18 protein-coding genes and 1 riboswitch are annotated in these 19,460 nt (G+C 48.9%); of the genes, 3 read left to right on the top strand and 15 right to left on the bottom strand.

Annotated features, from left to right (window positions below; genetic code table 11):
• Positions 1-161 precede the first annotated feature (161 nt).
• Complete coding sequence (locus tag DSM465_RS0100485) at positions 162-341, top strand: YkvS family protein (RefSeq protein ID WP_013145942.1); 180 nt, start codon at positions 162-164, stop codon at positions 339-341.
• Between the two features lie 28 nt (positions 342-369).
• On the opposite strand, the gene DSM465_RS0100480 is transcribed toward DSM465_RS0100485, so the two are convergent.
• From DSM465_RS0100480 to DSM465_RS0100430, 10 genes are all read right to left on the bottom strand, one after another.
• Complete coding sequence (locus DSM465_RS0100480; protein WP_029760375.1) at positions 370-1,056, bottom strand: oxidoreductase; 687 nt, start codon at positions 1,054-1,056, stop codon at positions 370-372.
• 52 nt (positions 1,057-1,108) lie between these two features.
• Positions 1,109-1,606, bottom strand: a complete 498-nt coding sequence (queF, locus tag DSM465_RS0100475; RefSeq protein WP_008878810.1) for a preQ(1) synthase — start codon at positions 1,604-1,606, stop codon at positions 1,109-1,111.
• 48 nt (positions 1,607-1,654) lie between these two features.
• Positions 1,655-2,389, bottom strand: a complete 735-nt coding sequence (queE, locus tag DSM465_RS0100470; protein WP_008878811.1) for a 7-carboxy-7-deazaguanine synthase QueE — start codon at positions 2,387-2,389, stop codon at positions 1,655-1,657.
• Positions 2,389-2,826: a 6-carboxytetrahydropterin synthase QueD gene (gene queD, locus DSM465_RS0100465; protein ID WP_008878812.1), complete on the bottom strand. Its 438-nt coding sequence runs from the start codon at positions 2,824-2,826 to the stop codon at positions 2,389-2,391. Before queD ends, queE begins: the two co-directional genes overlap by 1 nt.
• Entirely contained in the window at positions 2,823-3,494 is a 672-nt protein-coding gene (queC, locus tag DSM465_RS0100460) for a 7-cyano-7-deazaguanine synthase QueC (protein ID WP_011887050.1), read from the bottom strand. Before queC ends, queD begins: the two co-directional genes overlap by 4 nt.
• A 170-nt stretch (positions 3,495-3,664) precedes the next feature.
• On the bottom strand, positions 3,665-4,777 hold the full coding sequence (locus tag DSM465_RS0100455) for a GerAB/ArcD/ProY family transporter (protein WP_008878814.1): 1,113 nt from the start codon (positions 4,775-4,777) through the stop codon (positions 3,665-3,667).
• A gap of 26 nt (positions 4,778-4,803) precedes the next feature.
• A complete protein-coding gene (locus DSM465_RS0100450; RefSeq protein ID WP_029760374.1) occupies positions 4,804-5,889 on the bottom strand; it encodes a Ger(x)C family spore germination protein in 1,086 nt (361 codons plus the stop codon).
• Between the two features lie 12 nt (positions 5,890-5,901).
• The gene (locus DSM465_RS0100445; RefSeq protein WP_174375696.1) at positions 5,902-7,362 is read right to left on the bottom strand and encodes a spore germination protein; all 1,461 of its coding nucleotides are present in this window, start codon (positions 7,360-7,362) and stop codon (positions 5,902-5,904) included.
• Between the two features lie 413 nt (positions 7,363-7,775).
• Positions 7,776-8,813, bottom strand: a complete 1,038-nt coding sequence (locus DSM465_RS0100435) for a YkvI family membrane protein (protein WP_029760372.1) — start codon at positions 8,811-8,813, stop codon at positions 7,776-7,778.
• 111 nt (positions 8,814-8,924) lie between these two features.
• Positions 8,925-9,668: a FixH family protein gene (locus tag DSM465_RS0100430; protein ID WP_029760371.1), complete on the bottom strand. Its 744-nt coding sequence runs from the start codon at positions 9,666-9,668 to the stop codon at positions 8,925-8,927.
• A 285-nt stretch (positions 9,669-9,953) separates the two neighbouring features.
• Between DSM465_RS0100430 and DSM465_RS0100425 the strand changes: the two genes are divergently transcribed.
• Positions 9,954-12,089 carry an ATP-dependent Clp protease ATP-binding subunit gene (locus DSM465_RS0100425; RefSeq protein WP_029760370.1) on the top strand — a complete coding sequence of 712 codons (2,136 nt, stop codon included), beginning with the start codon at positions 9,954-9,956 and terminating at the stop codon, positions 12,087-12,089.
• Positions 12,090-12,455: 366 nt separating this feature from the next.
• Here DSM465_RS0100425 and DSM465_RS0100420 read toward each other — a convergent pair whose 3' ends face one another.
• The 5 genes from DSM465_RS0100420 to DSM465_RS0100400 all read right to left on the bottom strand — a co-directional run bounded on the left by DSM465_RS0100420 (position 12,456) and on the right by DSM465_RS0100400 (position 17,314).
• A complete protein-coding gene (locus tag DSM465_RS0100420; protein WP_008878821.1) occupies positions 12,456-13,109 on the bottom strand; it encodes a TetR/AcrR family transcriptional regulator in 654 nt (217 codons plus the stop codon).
• An 11-nt stretch (positions 13,110-13,120) separates the two neighbouring features.
• A complete protein-coding gene (locus tag DSM465_RS0100415) occupies positions 13,121-14,146 on the bottom strand; it encodes an ABC transporter permease (protein WP_008878822.1) in 1,026 nt (341 codons plus the stop codon).
• Positions 14,143-14,871 carry a heme ABC exporter ATP-binding protein CcmA gene (gene ccmA, locus DSM465_RS0100410; protein WP_029760369.1) on the bottom strand — a complete coding sequence of 243 codons (729 nt, stop codon included), beginning with the start codon at positions 14,869-14,871 and terminating at the stop codon, positions 14,143-14,145. Before ccmA ends, DSM465_RS0100415 begins: the two co-directional genes overlap by 4 nt.
• 133 nt (positions 14,872-15,004) lie before the next feature.
• On the bottom strand, positions 15,005-15,523 hold the full coding sequence (locus tag DSM465_RS0100405; protein WP_029760368.1) for a GNAT family N-acetyltransferase: 519 nt from the start codon (positions 15,521-15,523) through the stop codon (positions 15,005-15,007).
• Positions 15,524-15,619: 96 nt separating this feature from the next.
• Complete coding sequence (locus DSM465_RS0100400; RefSeq protein WP_029760367.1) at positions 15,620-17,314, bottom strand: M3 family oligoendopeptidase; 1,695 nt, start codon at positions 17,312-17,314, stop codon at positions 15,620-15,622.
• Between the two features lie 393 nt (positions 17,315-17,707).
• Positions 17,708-17,886: riboswitch (Lysine riboswitch) on the top strand.
• 88 nt (positions 17,887-17,974) lie between these two features.
• Here DSM465_RS0100400 and DSM465_RS0100395 point away from each other — a divergent pair.
• Entirely contained in the window at positions 17,975-19,399 is a 1,425-nt protein-coding gene (locus tag DSM465_RS0100395; RefSeq protein WP_029760366.1) for an amino acid permease, read from the top strand.
• Positions 19,400-19,460: the final 61 nt, after the last annotated feature.

The raw sequence follows: 19,460 nt of genomic DNA, 5'->3' as shown, positions 1-19,460 counted from the left end.
GAAAGAAAAGGCTTTACTTGTGCATAAAAATAGGGCAAACTAGTAGAAAAGCACCGAGTCTCTCAGGGGGCTAACGCTGCTGACAATGGCAGGCGTGCCGGTCGGCTCGGTTGGCAATCCATTGGGTTCACCACTATTTGTTTAAAAGGAGAATGATGATGATGATAAAAAAAGCGAAAGTCGGAGATATTATTGAATTTAAAAATGGATTACGCGGCATTGTGGAAAAAGTGAACGAAAACTCGGTCATCGTGGATTTGACATATATGGAAAACTACCGTGAGCTTGATTTGCAAGAACGGACAGTCGTCAATCATAAAAACTACAAGATCATCGAATAAAAAAGAGGCTGCTATGAGCCTCTTTTTATTATGAAATGCGGGCTAATTCATCGCATTCATATATATGGACGCCGTTTGCTGCCGATGCCGCCCGGTAAAACATGGCCAACGCAAGCTGGCTGGCATCGACCGGCTTATATTTTTTCCACTTGCCGACAAACAAAAACGGCAGCCGGCATAACAGCCATCCGGCGAGCGTCTCGCCGAGGCGGAACTCCCGGCGCTTGCCGACAAGCAGCGACGGGCGGAAAATATGGAGCGACGGAATGGACAGCCGCTGCAACGCCTCTTCCGTTTCCCCTTTGACGCGCTGATAAAAAAACGGCGAACACGGGTTGGCGCCGATCGAAGAGACGGTCAAAAAACTTTTCGCCCGGCATTTTTCCGCCAACGCCGCGGCGCGCAGTGTATATTCATAGTCGACTTGAATGAATTGCTGCCTTGTTTTCGCCTTTTTACGCGTCGTTCCGAGACAGCAAAACACATCGTCAACATTAAAATACCGTTCATACGACTCAAGCCGCGCAAAATCGACAACAACTTGCTGCAGCTTTTCATGTTCCAACGGCAGCGGGGTGCGAACGAAAATAGTCACTTGCCGGTATAAATCCGATTGCAACAGTAACGCCAGCAGTTCGCCGCCCACCAAACCGCTCGCTCCAAGCAAAAGAGCTGTTCTTCGCTCCAACGCCAAAACCTCCAAGCAAAAATTCATTGTCCATTATATATGAGTTTTGGCGAAAAAACCACCTCATTTTTTGCCGGCTTTAGCGGTTATCGATTTTTTCTGGGTATAGGTCATGGTTGAGCAGCCGATACTCGGCCATTTTTTCGTATTTCGTCCCCGGGCGTCCCCAGTTGCAATACGGGTCGATCGAAATGCCGCCGCGCGGGGTGAATTTGCCCCATACTTCAATGTAGCGCGGTTCCATCACGTTGATTAAATCGTTCATAATGATGTTGACACAGTCTTCGTGAAAATCGCCATGGTTGCGGAAACTAAACAAATAAAGTTTCAGCGACTTGCTTTCGACGCATTTTTTGTCCGGAATATAACTAATGTAAATCGTCGCAAAGTCCGGTTGGCGAGTTTTTGGACATAGACTCGTAAACTCCGGACAATTGAACTTCACGAAATAATCCCGGTCAGGATGTTTGTTGTCAAACACTTCAAGAAGATTGGGATCGTATGTAAACGAATACGTTGTCCCTTGATTGCCAAGCAGCGTCAAGTCTTTTAATTCTTCATCTTTCCTTCCATTCATTGGTCATTCCTCCTTCTTTATCATTTCGTGATGGACCAGCGTGCGGCTTTAGACACCGCGCTTCGTTCCCCAAAGAAGCGTGTGCAGCTGCGGCAACACATGAACGTCATTCAGCTCATCTGATTGAGCCACCCGTTCCACTAGCCAATCAAGCTGGTCAAAGAGCTTCATGCGAAGCGCATTCGTATCGAGCGCCTCGACATCGGCGTTGCCGGTCTGCAAATAAAATGGAACTCCCGGGTAACGGCGATGCACTTCTTTCGCATACGCCAAATCCGCTTCATCGAAGACGACAACTTTCAGACTAACACGCCGCGTCCGATTTTGATCAGCCAGCAGCTTCCTGATGATGGAATCGAGCATCGCCCAGTCGGTATCCATCCCCGAACTTGGCGGCTTCGGGGAAATGGTGACATCGTCAACGTCAAGCAACCAATCTTGCCAGCGGCTCCCTTGCGTCTCGACCGCCACTTGTACCCCTTTTTCATGAAGGAGCGCAACGAGCTCACCAAGAGCGGCGAGCAGAAGCGGGTTGCCGCCTGAAATCGTCACATGGCGGAAGCGACGACCGCCAATGGCTTCAAGCCGCTGCCAAATATCTTCTGCCGTCAGCTGTTCGATCTCTTCTTTCGCCGACCCGTCCCACGTGAAGGCTGAATCACACCAACGGCAGCGGTAATCGCAGCCGGCGGTGCGGACGAACATCGTCTTTTGGCCGATTACCATCCCTTCTCCTTGGATCGTCGGCCCGAAAATCTCTAATACCGGAATCGTACGAGCCACTACCGTTCCCCCACTTTCGGGCGGTAAATGACATAACTGGTCGGTGTTTCACGGACAAATACTTGTAAACATTTCGGTTTATGCGGCAGCGTATCTAAATAACGTTGAATCGTTTCATAAATCGTGCGCGCTACCACTTCCGTCGTTGGAAACCGGTTCGGGTCATGGCGGTCAAACCAATCGGTATGATCATTGAGCAGCGTGTGATCCAATTTTCCATGGATAAGCTTCTTTAACATTTGGAAATTGACTAAAAAGCCGCTCTCATCCAGCTCGTCGCCGGCAACCGTCACATTGACGACGTACGTATGCCCGTGCACATTGGCGCAGCTCCCAGCCGCTTCGTGCGGGATAAAATGAGCAGCAGCGATGTGCATATCTTTGTTCAGCTCATAACGGTACGGATGGGCCACCTGCGGGTAGAGCTGATAGATCATCGCGCCTTCACCCCCGCTTTTTCCTGCAAATACTCCTCCAACCCGCGCTTGCGCAACACGCACGCCGGGCATTCGCCGCAGCCATCGGCGATCACGCCGTTATAGCACGTCAGCGTCTTCGTTCGGACGAATTCAAGCGCCCCAAGCTCATCAGCTAGTTTCCACGTTTCCGCTTTCGTCAACCACATGAGCGGTGTATGAATGACAAACGGATAATCCATCGCCAAATTCAGTGTCACATTCAGCGATTTGATAAAGATGTCGCGGCAATCCGGATAGCCGCTAAAATCCGTTTCACATACACCGGTAACAATATGGCGAGCCCCTCGTTGCTTAGCAAGCACCGCAGCGAACGATAAAAACAATAAATTGCGCCCATCCACAAACGTTGTCGGCAGCTCGCCTTCCTTTTGTTCAATAGCGATCTCGCCGCGTGTTAGGGCATTTGGCGCCAACTGTCCAAGAAGCGACATATCAAGCACCGTGTGGCGGACACCAAGCTCATCGGCAATCGATGCGGCGACTTCGATTTCTCGGCGATGGCGTTGGCCATAATCAAACGTCACCGCTTCGACTTCCGCAAACTGCTTTTTTGCCCAAAACAAACACGTCGTACTGTCTTGGCCGCCGCTAAAGACGACGACCGCCTTTTCTTCATTCATTTTCATCTTGACTAACCTCCTTCTGAATCGACAGAAGAAGAGGTTTCCAAAACAAAAAAGGCCATACCCCTAGGATACAGCCGTCCCTAGTTTTTTATAGAGGGTTTTGCTAGAAACCTCTCCCGTACGAGCGTACGGAATTGTATTCTTCTGTTTCCTTTTTTACTATAACATAACTACTGCTTTTGTTGTAGAGATTTTTTCACTTTTTCCACTACCCATACATACACGTACAGAAGTGGAATATAAACCCCTATGAGGAAAAGCCCGCTTTTAGACGTCCATTGTATGAACCGTTCGATATCGCTTTTCTCTTCAAAAAACAACGTCCCGATAAACAAGCAGGCGATCAACACCGGCAATGACCGGCGCTGTCTGATGGAAAACAGCTGTTTGACCACGCGCGCCATCGCCCAAACAGCGACGACAAGGTTCGGAAACACCACAAGCACATAAATCGAAATGACGATATATTCCATCCGTTCAATAAATGGCACTTCCGGAATTTTGGCAAGCGTCAACGTCGGCCATGTAATATGAGCGATCTGTTCTTTGTTGTAAAAAATGATGGAGATAAGTATGACGACCAAATAAAGGAATATTGTCAATACGTTGGAAGCATGCGCCCACTTTTGCGATGACGGGGCATTTTTTAAAAATGGGTAATACATAAGCAGCACTTCAAACCCTAAATATTGAAACGCCATATCGTTGACAGCTTTTAAGATTTGTGTGGGCGAATGGTCCAACACCGGCAATAAGTTCCGATATTGTGCATATTCGAACGCAAAAGCCATCATCGGAAATATCGTCGCCAGCGGGATGACAACTCCCCAAAAGCATAGGCCAGCGACGACACGAAAACCGCCGGAAATGACGTAATACGTCAACATTAAAAAAATGAGGCTGAACTGCCATGCGCCCATCAGCGGGAACATCCATACTTTAATAATTTCAATATATGATTGAAGCACCGTAAACGCTGCTAGGGCGTAATAAGCCAACAAACCGATGCTTAACACCCCGCCGAACCAACGCCCGAAATAATGCTTATGAAGCGATACAATATCGCCGCCGGATGGGGAATAGGCAAGCAGACGATACATCAGCCAAATGAGCACGTGCGTAGCCAATCCAGCCAATAATACAGCCATCCAAGCATCTTGCCCCGCATCTTCCATTAGTGGCCGCTGAAAACCAAGCATCCCGACACCGACTTGGGTTGCATGAACGATAAAAAAAACAAGAAACGGGGAGATGAGAAATCGTTCATCGAGCGTTTGTTTCATCGTTATCCCTCCTCATGATCCCCGTTTTATTCACCAATTCCTGTATGGATAATGTCCACCGTCACGTGTGGACGAATATCTAAATCTGGATATTCACGATAAAACGATTCGCGATCCCACCGTCTCGTGACGCTGCGCACAAAGTCGCCGATGCCCATCGGATCAATGCGTTTTTCCTGAAAATAGTGAAACAGCCGACGCATATCTTGTTCCAATTCTTTTTCCATTTTCTTTTTTACATCGGTAAACAAATTGGCTCCCGGTTCATCAAGCCATGACGGATAATCTCTTACCGAAGCATGAATGTGAACAAATACATCCAGCACATGACGGTCTCCATCCCGCCTCCATTTATAAGTCGGTTTCGCCCATAAATTTTGCAACATCACTCGATCTTCACCTTGTTTGCCACGCTCCCCAACCTTTAGCTGATAGACGCCGTTTTTCGTTTCCCCTAACAAAATTTTCATCAAAAAAGAATCCCGCAAATCCACATGTCCGACATATCGGCCATCACGAAACAACGCCACTCCTTCTAACTTGACGAACCCGCCCTTTTTTTCAAAATAGGGTAAAAACGGATCGCTTCCCGGAGAAAAATATCGGTACAAAAACAAGTGTAAGTTCGTCTTTGGCAAGTTCATTGACTGTTCATTTTGCTTAATGAGATTCGGTAAATACAACGTATCGCTCAATGTCGTTTTTGCCGTAATGTCTAACAGCTCCTTCGCACTTCCTTCCGCTACACCAAGGAACAAATGACTGCCAACTTTGTTATTGCGCGCAAGACTATGAGTAATTTGTTCGATCCCCCGTTCGGCAAACTGCTTTCCGAATAAAATGAGCCGCAGCTGCCCTTCTTCGATCGGCAGCGCCGATTTCGCCGACAAGCGTGGGATTAAATCGTAGACGGTGGGTGATGAAGTCGTCAACATATTCGGTTTCGTCATCGGCCCTTGTTTAAACGTCGGGTAGACGGCGGTGCCGATATATTGATCATCCTTAAAATCATAGCCCATCTGTTGGATAATTTGAATTTGATCGATCGGCCGCGATTTCGCACAGCCGCCAAGCAACAGCAACCCTAGCAAACATGCGAGCCAACGTTTCATCCCCATCACACCTTACTCATCAATATCGCGCTTTTGCTTAGCATTTTCCGGGTCATAGCGAAACCGCGACTGCGGGCGGAAAAACGTCGGCCGCTCCGCTGTCATACTGTATGGCGAGCGGACGAACGTATCGCGGAAGTTGCGCACGCGCAACGGATAAAACGGCACTAAGTATGGATAACCAAGCGACTGAAGCCGACCTAAATGAATAAGCAGTCCGCAGACGGCGAAGGCGATTCCGATCCCTCCCCAACATGCGGCAAACAAAATAAACGGGAATCGGATAAACCGAATCGAATTTGACATTTTAAAAATTGGCGTCGTAAACGAGGCGAGCGCCGCTAAAGCGACGACAATGAGCAAAATCGTGCTCGCCAGCCCGGCATCCACCGTCGCCTGCCCGATAACAATCCCGCCGACGATACCGAGCGTCTGTGCGACTTTCGTCGGCAGACGCGCCCCTGCCTCGCGCAGCAGCTCAATCGTAATCTCCAAAAACAATACTTCAAGCACTGGCGGAAACGGAACGTTCGAGCGCGAATAAATGATCGGACCAAGCAAGTCTTCCGGAATCATTTCATAATGGTACGTCAATACCGCGATATAAACCGGTGATGCCAAGATGGAAAACATAACACCGAAAAAGCGGATAAGCCGGAAAAATGAGCCGAGCACCCACGGCAAAGAATAGTCTTCCGGCGAAGTAAAGAAATCAAAAAACGTGGACGGGCCGATGATCGCATACGGTGAACCGTCGCAAAACACCGCGACTTGTCCTGATACGAGCGCATAAACAGCTCGGTCGATTCGCTCGGTGGAGAGGAAGAGCGGAAATGGCGTCTTTGAATTATCGGCGATGATCTGATCGATGATCGCATTATCAAACACAACGTCAAAATCAATGGCTTCAATTCGCTGTGTCATCGTTCGGATCGTTTCCGGGTTCGCCACGCCGTCAATATAGGCAATCACAACTTTCGTTTTTGACACCGAGCCGATCATCATTTCACGAAACACAAGATTCGGCGTTACGATTTGTCGGCGGAGAAGATGCAAGTTCGTGCCGATATTTTCGACAAACCCGACTTTCGGTCCGACGACGCTAAATTCGTTTTCCGTATCGTTGTTTTCCCGCAGCCCTAGATTTTCGTTCGCCGCACTGATGAGCGCCGCCTTGCCCGGCTGTTCTCGAAAGCTGACGACAACAAACCCTTTCAGTACTTTTTCCTCGATCGCCGCCGCATCCTCGCTCACTTCAATGCGTTGAATCGGAACGATTTGCTGTAAATTTTCCAACTGAACATCCGGACGGCGAGAAAGATCATTTTGCAGATGACAAAGAATATTTTCCTGCAGCACTTTCGGGTCTACGAGCGAATCAAAATAGTAAACCGATAGCTCCTTGCGTCCAACCACAAACGACACTTCGACAAAATCACTGGATCGCCGGAGCTTTTCCCATAATTGCGGCATTGTTAGCTGTGACGGACGCTTTTTCTTTTTGAAAAATGATAAAAAGCTCACGGCTATCCCCTCGCCTTTCCGTTTACGGCATAGTCTTCCAATGTGAGAACATTTTTATGCATTCCCCACATTCCTCATTGATTAGACGGAATATTCTAAAAGGAGAATCCATAAATGAGTGAGCTGGCGAAACGACGACGGGCGAGACAGGCATTGAAAAAAGTGATGGAAACAGCGGAAACACTGCGGCGTCGCGCGATTTGGAAACGATGATCGCCCGCTTTCGCCCATGACGTTGCGTTGATGAGAGATTTTCCAATCAACACGCCAATCTCTTTTTTCAAAAAGAGCGTTGCTAAAAAATTGAAGCCCTTTCACCTCCCCCCCTGAAACAGGGAATCGCCGGAGACGAAAGGGCTTATTTATTGACGCGGCAGCTGCCGTCGCCAAAGAAGCCATAACAAGACGAGACTGATATAGCCAAATAGCGGATAAATAAACGACAGCAGCTCCCCGTAGCGAAACAGACTCACAGCCATAAATAGTGAGACAAGCAATACGGCAAGCCATTTTCCGCGGAGCGGCACCCAAATACGCACTTGCCGTTCAAGTCCGAATAGACCGCCAATAATCGATGTAAAAATTTCTCCGTAAATGACAAAAACATAAAACCAATACAAAATGGCAAAAAACGTATGGACGACCTCTGCCATTGGAATATCATACCCGTTCTTGTGCGGAAACGACAACAGCACCGTATGATTCAGCAGCAACAAAACGGTCAGCACGATCCCGCCTAAAAGCGCCCCCCTCTTTACCGCCCGTTCGTTTGTTGCCTCACAGGCGACAGGGACGAGTACAGCTTGAGCCATTGCCAAATTAAACGCCGCATACGAAAACGGCGACAATACCGCCTTCAAAGAATAGTCCGCCGCTACCATGTCCGGGCGGCACAGCTCCCCGGCCATCACCGTCTTAATGAAGACGACCACACTGAACAACATGATCATCGGCACCACAAACACATTGATGCCAAATAGGCCTTTGCGGTCAAATAACATAATGACAAACGCCAAAACGAGGGTCAGCGCAACACCTGTCTGCCGCGCCCAGCCAAGCTGTTCTTCAAACACCGCCCCCGCTCCGGCGATCATCACCGCCGTCACCCCAGCGAGCATGACCGTCATGACAAGCGTCACGAACGGACTTACCATCCTCCCGAATAAATACCGGTTCAGTTCATCGTACGATGACGCCCCGATACGGCGTGCCATCACCATCAGGCGCATGCCGCCCCATGTAAACAAGAGGCCACTCACGGCTACACCGACTGTCCCTACTGCTCCGTATTGGGTGAAAAATTCGATAATTTCCCGGCCGGTCGCAAACCCCGCACCAATGACCGTACCGATATAGACAGCGGCGATTTGCCAAGCCTCCAACCATTCCTTCCCATGCATTGTCTGCCCTCTCCTTCTCTCTTGTCCGCTGTTTATTGCTATATATATGTCTAACGTGGACAAGAAAGACGAAAGGGAAGAAAAAAGGATGCCTTTCTTTGGCATCCTTCATCAGTTGACGGTCACTTGTTTCACTTGATGTTCATGCAGTGCACTTGCTTCGACGTGCACTTTTACCGAGTACGTCCCTTTGTTCGCAAACGTGGCCACTGCCTCATATTCGCCATTTCCTTTTTCACTCGCATCGATAAATTCGTGCTTATTCTCCGCCTGCCAAATTTCAAAACGAACGGTGGCGTTCGTGAGCGCCTTTCCATCTTTCGTGATCCGAACCCCTAACGTCACCGGCTTTCCAGCTTCGAACGAATGGGAAGATAATGACATGGAAACATCACTGCCGTGATGATGGCCTTCTTCCTTATTTACTTGATCATCGGAGCTTGACCCTGCAGCTGAGGCCTGTTCCGGATTCCCAACCACGATATCTTGTTTCGGCATATTATGCATGTCACGAGCTGTCACATGGGCAACAACAGAAAACGTTCCCGCTTCCGTGAACGTTTTCGTCACCGAATAACGCCCATTGCCATCATGCTTCGCTTCCAGCATTTCCCGATCGCCATTCCCATGTTTCCATACTTCAAATTTCACTTCGCTTGCATCCTCGACTTTTTCGCCGCCATATGTCACCACACAGGCGAGCTTCGTCGGCTTGTTCACATCGATGTGATCTGGCACATCCATTTTCACTTCAAGCATCGCCGGCGTTTCCGCTTGTTCGTTGTTGTTCGAGCAAGCTGCGATGATGACAGCGGTAAGCACCGCGACCATCACGAAAAACAGACGTCTTCTCATTTTCATCCTTCTCCTTCTTTCATAGCTTTATAAATAGTATAAACAGGTCTCCCCATCTCCCCCGCTGCAAGCGCCAACCGCAAGCACCTTCTATATTTTTTCTGTTTTTCACTTTATCATAGTTTTATCGCACCTACATTAGTATTCACCATTTTTTCAAAAACATTTCATCATGATAACAATTTTTTTGTAAAAAATACTTGAAAGTCAAAAAAGGTCAAAGTATAATAAAACCAGAAAGTCAAAGAAAGTCAAAGTCAAACCATAAAAAAGGAGGTATGCCTTATGCGTTGTCAAGCATGCCAACAACGGGAAGCAACAGTGTTTGTCAACTTACAATGGAACGGTGAGAAAAAACAACTTCATCTTTGCCATACATGCTATGAAAAGCAAAAACAACAATTGTCGATTCCGATAAACTTCGGCTTTTCGCCGTTTTCATTCGATGACTGGTTCACCGACCACTTTGCGACGGCCAACGCTCAAGCAGTCGGACCAGAAACAGCAGTCAAACGTCCGCAGCGCCACGGCGGTGGATTTCTGGATCAATTCGGCCGCAACTTGACACAAATGGCTAAGGCGGGCTTGATTGACCCAGTCATCGGCCGCGACAAAGAAATCGCACGTGTCATTGAAATTTTAAACCGCCGCAACAAAAACAACCCGGTTTTGATCGGAGAGCCGGGCGTCGGAAAAACAGCCATCGTCGAAGGGCTTGCTCTGAAGATTGCCGAAGGGCAAGTGCCAGAAAAACTGTTGAACAAAGAAGTGTACTTGCTTGATGTTGCATCGCTCGTCGCCAACACCGGCATCCGCGGTCAATTTGAAGAGCGGATGAAACGGCTCATCGCCGAACTGCAAGAGCGGAAAAACATCATCTTGTTCATCGACGAAATTCATCTGCTCGTCGGTGCCGGCGCTGCCGAAGGGTCGATGGACGCCGGCAACATTTTGAAGCCGGCGCTCGCCCGTGGTGAGCTGCAAGTCGTCGGGGCGACAACATTGAAAGAATACCGGCAAATTGAAAAAGACGCCGCCCTTGAGCGCCGTTTCCAACCGGTCATCGTCCACGAGCCGACCGTTGACGAAGCAATTGCCATCTTAAGAGGCATCCAGCCAAAATACGAACAATTCCATCATGTCCGCTATACGGATGAAGCGATCGAAGCGTGCGTCAAACTTGCGCACCGCTATATCCAAGACCGCTTCCTCCCGGATAAGGCGATCGATTTGCTTGATGAAGCCGGCTCGAAAGCGAACTTGCGTCTCGGACCGACCGATGAGAAACAATTGCAAGAGCGGTTGATGCAAATCGCGAAAGAAAAGGATCAAGCAGCTAAAGAAGAAAACTATGAACTGGCGGCAAAACTGCGCGATGAAGAGCTGAAGCTTGAGAAACAACTCGAACAAGGCGTCACCCAAGAGCACCCTGTTGTGGATGTCGCCGACATCGAGCGGATCATCGCTGACAAAACAGGCATCCCGGTCGGCAAGCTGCAAGCTGATGAAAAAGAAAAAATGAAACATCTTGAAGACAATTTGGCGAAAAAAGTGATCGGCCAAGCAGAAGCAGTGAAAAAAGTCGCCAAAGCGATTCGTCGCAGCCGCGCCGGCTTGAAAGCGAAACACCGCCCAGTCGGTTCGTTCTTGTTCGTCGGTCCGACCGGCGTCGGGAAAACGGAGCTTGCCAAAACGCTCGCCGAGGAGCTGTTCGGCACAAAAGATAGCATGATACGCCTTGATATGAGTGAATACATGGAAAAACATTCGGTCTCAAAACTGATCGGCTCGCCGCCAGGCTATGTCGGCTTTGAAGAAGCCGGCCAGCTGACGGAGAAAGTGCGCCGCAATCCATACAGCATCATCTTGCTTGACGAGATTGAAAAAGCGCACCCGGATGTTCAGCACATCTTCCTGCAAATTTTAGAAGACGGCCGCTTGACCGACAGTCAAGGCCGCACCGTCAGCTTCAAAGACACAGTCATCATCGCAACAAGCAACGCTGGTGTAACCGACAAAAAAATCACCGTCGGCTTTGAAAAACAAAGCGGTGGCGCTTCAAGCATTCTCGACTCTCTGAGCGCCTACTTCAAGCCGGAATTCTTAAACCGCTTCGACGCCATTATCGAGTTCAAGCCGCTTGAAAAAGCGCATTTGCTTCAAATTGTCGACTTGATGCTCGATGACGTCAAAACAGCGATGCGCGAACAAGGCATCGAACTCAAAGTGACCGAAGCGGCGAAAGAAAAACTGGCCGAACTCGGCTATCATCCAGCCTTCGGCGCCCGTCCGCTCCGCCGCGTCATTCAAGAACATGTCGAAGACAACATCGCTGACTGCCTGCTTGACGCGAACCAACCGGTGCACACGATCCGCGTCGACGTCAACGACGGCGCCATTGTAGCGCAAATCGCATCATAACCATCTTGTGAACACCGTCTCACCTCGTTTTCAAGGTGAGACGGTTTTTTGCATATTACATCTATAAATATTGTAGTCAACTACCTCTTCTTCACTCCTAAAAGGTTTTGAATTGAGGGATTGTGTACCCAACCTTCATACGCTCCGCCACAGCATAACCGTGATGCGTTCGTTTTGCTTAAAAATATCGAATGCTCTCTCGTTCCATCAGCAAATAGTCAGTCGGATTCCGTAACATCGCCGTCCATGACTCCCCACCGTTGAACTTTAAGCCATTATTAAATGATTTCAAACCGTTTTTAGAAGTCCTCCTCCACTATGTGGAAGAACAAGGCTAAGCCGGCTTCTCATGCGGAAGCCGGCTGTCTAGCGCCGCAGACCGTTCATCAACACGCGGATCGTCCGTTCCATCTCGGCCTCATCGTCCCAATGATGCTCCGGCAAAAAAAGAAAACGGGTAGCTAAAAAACCGGCAAACGATGTGATCGTCAAACGGATGACAGAATCAACAGGGAGCTCGGCCAACTCCCCTTTTTCTTGAAAATGGCGGACAATGCGGGCAAATTTCGGATACACATGCTCTGTAAACACGTGTCGAAAGCATTGTTTAATTTCAGAATGAAACGCTACTTCCTGCCAAAGTATACGAATCGCCGGCAAATATTTTTTCACAAAAGCGTAGCGATTCGATAACAACGTACGCAAAAACTGTTCGTACGTCTCATATTCGTTGTCAAACACTTCACGGACAAATTCTTTCGCTAAAAACGGAGCAACAGACTTAAATAATGTCGGCGTGACGATGGCTAACAACAAGTCCTTTTTTGTCTTATAATGGCGGAAGATCGTTCCTTCCGCCACCCCGGCCTTTTTGGCAATTTCGCTCGTCGAAGTCGCCGCATACCCTTTCTCGGCAAACATTTCGACGGCAGCTTCCAAAATTTTTAATTGCTTTTCGCTGAACTTTTCTTTTGTTCCATCTATTTGCAGCAGCTCGTGAATCCATGAATGCTCGCTCATTGTTCTACCCCTTACAGCTTGCGATATTTTTTCAACGCTACTACATTTAATACCATAAACAACACCGTAAACCCAAGCAGCACGTATATGTCAGCAGCGATCGTACTCCATCCTTGGCCGCGCACCATAATGTCGCGCAACGCGTTTGCCCCGTACGTAAGCGGCATGACGACACTCAGTGAACGCAGCCATTCTTCCATTGTATCAAGGTTGAACAAACCAGAGAAAAACACTTGCGGAATAACAACAAGCGGGATAAACTGCATCATTTGCAGCTCGCTGTTGGCAAACGCTGATAACAGCATCCCAAGTGCAAGCGCCGTCATCGCTAGCAAAAACGTAATAATCAGCACATACCCGAATGAACCTTCCATCATCATGTCAAGCACATCAATAGCAAACCACGAAATCAAGCTGGCTTGAACGGTCGTAAACAGCCCAAATCCGATCATATAACCGGCGACTATCTCCCAGCGCCGCAGTGGCGTCGCCATGAGCCGCTCGAGCGTCCCGTTCGTCCGCTCACGCAAAAATGACACCCCGGCAATCAAAAAGACGAAAAAGAAGATGAAAACACCAATCAACACTGGACCGAAATAATCGAAAGACGCCATGTCGCTTGACCCGTGCCAATACGTTGTTTTCAGTTGAAATGAGGGGGTGGGCACCATCGACTGGAACGCCTTTTGCACCGTGGCCAGCGCCGCCTGATTGGCGGTCGGGTCGCTTCCTTCGAGCGTAATGTGCGGAGCGCTTCCGTTCATGTTAAGCCATGCGTCAATCTCTTGATCGTCCAGTTGTTTTCGCGCTTGTTTTGCCGACAGCTCTTTCACGTTCGCTCCCGCTTCTTTCAGCTTGTCAACAACTGCATCAGGCACGTTGTCGCTGACGGCAATCACCGGTGTGTATTCTTCGCCATTAAACACGAAATCCATTAACAACAAGACGAACATCGGCGCGACAATCATGAGCGCCAACGTCCGTTTGTCGCGGAAAAACTGGTGGATGATGCGAACGACAATCGCCATCACTCTCATTGATGGACACCCCCGAAATGTAAAAATGCCTGTTCGAGCGTTTGCGACTTGGTTTCGCTCTTTAACTCGTCCGGGCGTCCAACGGCAAGCAACCGGCCATCACGAATCATGCCAAGCCGTCCGCACTTTTCCGCCTCATCCATGATATGTGTCGTCACAACGATCGCGGTGCCACGCTTTTGAATCTGCTTAAGTTCTGCCCAAATGGACTGACGTAACACTGGATCGATGCCGACTGTCGGCTCATCCAAAATAAGCACTTCCGGTTCGTGAAGCAAGGCGATTGCTAACGACAACCGCCGTTTCATCCCACCCGAGTATTGGTGTACCGGCTTCTTCCGATCATCTGCCAAGTTGACGAGCTCCAGCATGTCATCGATTCGTTCTTTTTTCTTTTTCCCTCTCAATCCATAGATAGAAGCAAAAAATTGCATGTTTTCTAGCGCGGTCAACTCCCCGTACAGCGCATCGGACTGAGCCATAAATCCAATACGCTTCATCGTTGTAAGCTCCGGCATATCCGCACCGAGCACACGAACCGCTCCTTCGCTTGCTTGATCGATGCCGGCGATCATGCGCACCAATGTCGTCTTGCCCGCTCCCGATGGACCAAGCAGGCCGAAAATTTCCCCCGCATGGACATTTAGGGACACATCGTCAATAACAATCTTTTTTCCAAACCGCTTCGAGACATGCTCAACTTGAATACATGGATCGACAGCCATGCTTCTCCTCTCCTTAGTTTATATTAGTGAGTAATCACTCACTAATAGTATACAAGAGAACGACCACCTTTGTGAAGTGAGTAATCACTCACAATATAAAAATGTTTTAGCTGCCGACCGTTCGGCAGCCTGTTTACGATTTCATCGTCTTAATGTCTTGCCAGCCGTAGCACCACTCCCATAACGCTTTTCCGCCGATTTCCACCTCTTCTTCGGCGATCTTTTCACCGCCAAGCCGTTCGTAAAAGTGGCACGACGGGTTGTCGGCGAGCACCCAGACGACCATCGAATGAATTCCTTTTTGTTTCAAATCACTGACTAACGTTTGAACGAGCTGATGGCCGAGTCCTTTTCCTTGCGCCTCTTTAAGCAAGTAAATCGCGTACAGCTCGCCATCATATTTTGCTGTTGGCCCATCGGTCATTCGATTTGAGCCGCCAGAGACAAACCCGACGACGCGCTCATTTTCTTGGACGACAAATACAGAATGATCCGATTGGCTGAGCACTTTCTCCCATAACGCTTGTTTTTCTTCCAAGGATAACGTCTCCAAATACGTCGCTGGCACGATGCCGCCATACGTCGTCTTCCAACTTTCAACGTGAACGGAAGCGATCGCCGCCGCATCGGCCAGTGTCGCTTTGCGGATCATCGTTCTCCCCCTCCGTTCCCCTAGCTGAAATGTTTTCATCTTAACGAAAAAGGCGAAACGGTACAGTTCCGCCCTCCTTCTTTTCCTTGCCTCCCTTTACAGCGCTTCATCATCGACACTGTCAAGCCAACGCTCAATGTGGCTGACAACTGATGCGACCGCGCCATCCGCAAACGGCGATATCAGATGAGCGCTTTTAACAAGCTCAGTAAACGGCCGGCTGCCGCCTAACCGGCAAAGCGCCACATAGTCGCGCCACGCAGAATCCTTATCGTCCTGCGCTCGTTTCCAAAACTGGAATGCACACACTTGGGCGAGAGTATAGTCAATGTAATAAAATGGATCGGTGTAAATGTGCCCTTGCCGCTGCCAAAAACCGCCGCGCTCAAGGTAATCGTATCCAGCATAATCCCTTGTCGGCAAATACGCCTTTTCGATGTTGCGCCATACGTTCTTCCGCTCGGTTGGCGTCATGTCCGGATTCTCATAGACAGCATGCTGGAATTCATCGACTGCGACACCATACGGCAAAAACAAGAGCGCATCGCTCAAATGAGCGAACCGATATTTATCGGCGTCCTCGGCGAAAAACAGCTCCATCCACGGCCATGTGAAAAATTCCATGCTCATCGAGTGAATTTCACACGCTTCGAGCGTCGGCCAGTTGTATTCTGGAATGTCGTAATGACGGCTTTCATACACTTGGAACGCATGACCAGCTTCATGGGTCAATACGTCAATGTCGCCGGATGTTCCGGTGAAATTCGAGAAAATAAACGGCGCTTGGTAATCATCGATATACGTGCAATAACCGCCACTCGCTTTTCCTTTTTTGGCGACGAGATCCATTAATTCATGTTCAACCATATAACGGAAGAAAACACCGGTTTCCGGAGACAGCTCTTCATACATACGCCGCCCGTTTTCGATGATCCAAGCTGTGTCCCCCTTTGGTGCCGGGTTGCCGGTCGGAAACATAAATGGCTCATCATAATAGTAAAGCTTATCGACTTTGATGCGCCGCCGTTGGCGCTCGCGTAGCTTAGATGCCAGTGGGACGATGTGTGCTTTCACTTGCCGACGAAAGTTCGCAACCATTTTGGCGTTGTAATCCGTTCGGCCTAAGCGGGCATAACCGAGTTCGATGAAGTTTTGAAATCCTAATTTTTGGGCGATCGCAGTACGGATATGAACGAGTTCATCATACAGTTCATCGAGCTCTTTTTCATGGTCCGTGAAAAATGAAAACCGTGCTTCGCTCGCACGCTTACGCATCGTGCGGTCCGGTGATTCAACAAACGGCTGCAGCTGCGCGAGCGTCCGCTCTTCACCTTCAAACATAATTTTTGCCGACGCGATCAGCTTTGTATATTCGCTTGCCAGTTTATTTTCTTTTTGCAAATCCTCCATAATCGCCGGGGCATATGTTTTCAGCTGCGTCTCCGCCAAGGCAAACAACTGTTTCCCCCACGTCTCTTCAAGCTCTGCGCGAAACGGCGAAGCGACAAGATCACGGTAATAGTCATTCACGAGTCCCTTGACAACCGGTTCAGTTTCATCAAAAAAGTCTTGCTCTTTTTTATAAAATTCGTCGTTCGTATCAATCGTGTGGCGGATATGGCAAAGGTTCGCCATCGTGCTGTAGCGGCGGCGCAGTTCATTGATCCGCTTCATCGCCTCGTGCTGCAAGGCAGCGCTCCCTGCGCGTCGGAACGAATCGAGCGCATCTTGAAACGATGCCTGCAGCTGATCAATGTCAGGCCGCTCATAACGAAACTCGGAAAACTTCATCATTCATCCCCTTTTCTTTCATAATCACCTTTTCACGGAATATAACAGCGGGAACAGATGCACCCGATTGGAATGGATCTTTCCCATGTTTCATCAACCACATTGTATATTCGTCAGAGTTGAAAAATCTCCTCTTTTTCCAACTTCTTAAATCCATTTCTATTTTATACTACATCAGCTCAAAACCTTTATCGGGTCTGATGGGACTATTCCTTATTGGCACCGGTGTTTTCATAACAAGAAATTAATAAAAATTAGTTAATTATTATGTAAAAAAGAAAGAGGATGCATGAATATTCAACATCTCGTCCCATTCTTTCCAACAAAAACATATTGACGTTTTTTGTTGAATTAAGTAATATAATGTCGACAACAACATACCCCTCTCCACTTCAATGGGATAGAGGTTGCGATGAATAAAAGTAGTTTCGCTGAGGCTGGAGCACTGATGAAGCGAAATGAAAGGATTCATCGCCGAAGTTTGCGACGCGCTCCGGCGGCGCAAGCTGGGCCTGCGGCCGAACAGGTGCAGGACTGCCATCGTTCTAGAACGATGGAGCGCTATCGCATTCGTTGGATGCGGACGTGTAATGCACCCGTTGAAACAATATGGGTGCTTTTTTTATTGTTTACCTTTGGCGAAGAAAGGAGTTTTCCATCTTGAACAACAACCGACAACTTGGATTTTGGGTGCTAACGGCGTTAGTCGTTGGCAATATGGTCGGATCCGGCATTTTTATGCTGCCGCGCTCACTAGCCGAGGCGGCCAGTCCCCTTGGCGTCATGTTCGCTTGGCTATTGACCGGCGCTGGTGTCTTAGCGACGGCGCTGGTGTTCGGCAACTTAGCGATCCGCAAACCGAACTTGAGCGGCGGGCCGCAAATTTACGCGAAAGAGCTGTTCCCAAAAGGTTCTAACTTGTCGATTTTATCTGGTTTTATGTCGTCATGGGGCTATTGGGTCGGTAACTTCGCGGGAAACGTTGCCATTATCACGACGTTGGCAAGCTACTTGTCGACATTTTTCCCCGTGCTAACAAGCGACAAAACAGTACTCGTGATGGGTTCATTTACGTTAAAGCTTGGGAATTTACTGACATTCATCATCTGCACGGTGCTTCTTTGGGTAACGCACGTCATTATTTTGCAAGGTGTAGAAGGTGCCGGCAAGTTGAATTTTGCTGCGACAGCGGCGAAAGTGCTCGGCTTTTTCCTGTTTATTGTTATCGCTTTGTTCGCCTTTGATAAGGCAGTCATCGGTCCACTTGACGCCCCACGTTATGACGGGAATGGCCAGCCGCTCGGTCTGCTCGGGCAAATCAACAATGCCGCTTTATCGGCGCTTTGGGCATTCATTGGCGTTGAATCGGCGATGGTGTTCGCCGCGCGGGCGCGCAAACAGGCAGATGTGAAGCGAGCAACGATCGCCGGTCTCTTGATCTCTTTAGTCATTTATATCGGCATCAGCATTCTGGTGATGGGCGTCTTGCCGCAAGACAAGCTCATTCAATCGGACAAACCGCTCGTTGATGCCATTGTCGCCATCATCGGCCCAATCGGCGGCTACGTGCTCGCTGGGCTTGGGCTCATCAGCTTGATCGGTTCGACGCTCGGCTGGATTTTGTTGAGCGCTGAAGTGCCATACCAAGCGGCAAAACAAGGGATGTTTATGCCGGCATTTTTACGAGAAAACAAAAGACGCGTACCAAACTTCTCGCTACTACTATCAAACTTAGCAGCCCAGCTGTTCATTTTCTCGACCATTTCCAATTCGATAGCGGCTGCATTCGACTTTGTCATTTACATCGCTACGCTCGCCTATCTCGTTCCGTATTTGATCGCTTCCGTCTTCCAGCTGAAGCTCGTGCTCACTGGGGAAACATATGAGGCAGCGCGCGGGCGGCTAGGTGATGGGATTATCGCTGTTTTTGCAACCGTCTATTCGATCTGGGTCGTCATCGCTGGCACGGCGGACATGAAAACGTTCCTGCTCGGCGTCGCCTTGTTGACTAGCGGCGTGATCTTCTACCCGCAAGTGAAAAAAGCGGCGCAGCAAACAAATGAAAAAGAAAAATTATCAGCGTAACGAACAACGAACGTCCATCAATGGGACGTTCGTTTTTTATTTGCCGGCAGGATTTTTCTTT

The sequence above is a fragment of the Geobacillus thermodenitrificans subsp. thermodenitrificans DSM 465 genome, from assembly GCF_000496575.1.
Taxonomy (GTDB): domain Bacteria; phylum Bacillota; class Bacilli; order Bacillales; family Anoxybacillaceae; genus Geobacillus; species Geobacillus thermodenitrificans.
The sequence above is the reverse complement of the archived record's forward strand: the minus strand, read 5'-3'. Positions and strand labels throughout refer to the sequence as shown.

What these genes read in the sequence shown, in the direction of transcription:
- DSM465_RS0100415 (WP_008878822.1), bottom strand. Translation starts at nt 14,146, where the DNA reads ATGAGAGTGATGGCGATTGTCGTTCGCATCATCCACCAGTTTTTCCGC.
- DSM465_RS0100445 (WP_174375696.1), bottom strand. Translation starts at nt 7,362, where the DNA reads ATGCCGCAATTATGGGAAAAGCTCCGGCGATCCAGTGATTTTGTCGAA.
- DSM465_RS0100430 (WP_029760371.1), bottom strand. Translation starts at nt 9,668, where the DNA reads ATGAGAAGACGTCTGTTTTTCGTGATGGTCGCGGTGCTTACCGCTGTC.
- queC (WP_011887050.1), bottom strand. Translation starts at nt 3,494, where the DNA reads ATGAAAATGAATGAAGAAAAGGCGGTCGTCGTCTTTAGCGGCGGCCAA.
- DSM465_RS0100450 (WP_029760374.1), bottom strand. Translation starts at nt 5,889, where the DNA reads ATGAAACGTTGGCTCGCATGTTTGCTAGGGTTGCTGTTGCTTGGCGGC.
- DSM465_RS0100480 (WP_029760375.1), bottom strand. Translation starts at nt 1,056, where the DNA reads ATGAATTTTTGCTTGGAGGTTTTGGCGTTGGAGCGAAGAACAGCTCTT.
- ccmA (WP_029760369.1), bottom strand. Translation starts at nt 14,871, where the DNA reads ATGGCTGTCGATCCATGTATTCAAGTTGAGCATGTCTCGAAGCGGTTT.
- DSM465_RS0100455 (WP_008878814.1), bottom strand. Translation starts at nt 4,777, where the DNA reads ATGAAACAAACGCTCGATGAACGATTTCTCATCTCCCCGTTTCTTGTT.
- DSM465_RS0100400 (WP_029760367.1), bottom strand. Translation starts at nt 17,314, where the DNA reads ATGAAGTTTTCCGAGTTTCGTTATGAGCGGCCTGACATTGATCAGCTG.
- DSM465_RS0100435 (WP_029760372.1), bottom strand. Translation starts at nt 8,813, where the DNA reads ATGCATGGGAAGGAATGGTTGGAGGCTTGGCAAATCGCCGCTGTCTAT.
- DSM465_RS0100425 (WP_029760370.1), top strand. Translation starts at nt 9,954, where the DNA reads ATGCGTTGTCAAGCATGCCAACAACGGGAAGCAACAGTGTTTGTCAAC.
- queD (WP_008878812.1), bottom strand. Translation starts at nt 2,826, where the DNA reads ATGATCTATCAGCTCTACCCGCAGGTGGCCCATCCGTACCGTTATGAG.
- DSM465_RS0100485 (WP_013145942.1), top strand. Translation starts at nt 162, where the DNA reads ATGATAAAAAAAGCGAAAGTCGGAGATATTATTGAATTTAAAAATGGA.
- DSM465_RS0100405 (WP_029760368.1), bottom strand. Translation starts at nt 15,523, where the DNA reads ATGATCCGCAAAGCGACACTGGCCGATGCGGCGGCGATCGCTTCCGTT.
- queF (WP_008878810.1), bottom strand. Translation starts at nt 1,606, where the DNA reads ATGAATGGAAGGAAAGATGAAGAATTAAAAGACTTGACGCTGCTTGGC.
- DSM465_RS0100420 (WP_008878821.1), bottom strand. Translation starts at nt 13,109, where the DNA reads ATGAGCGAGCATTCATGGATTCACGAGCTGCTGCAAATAGATGGAACA.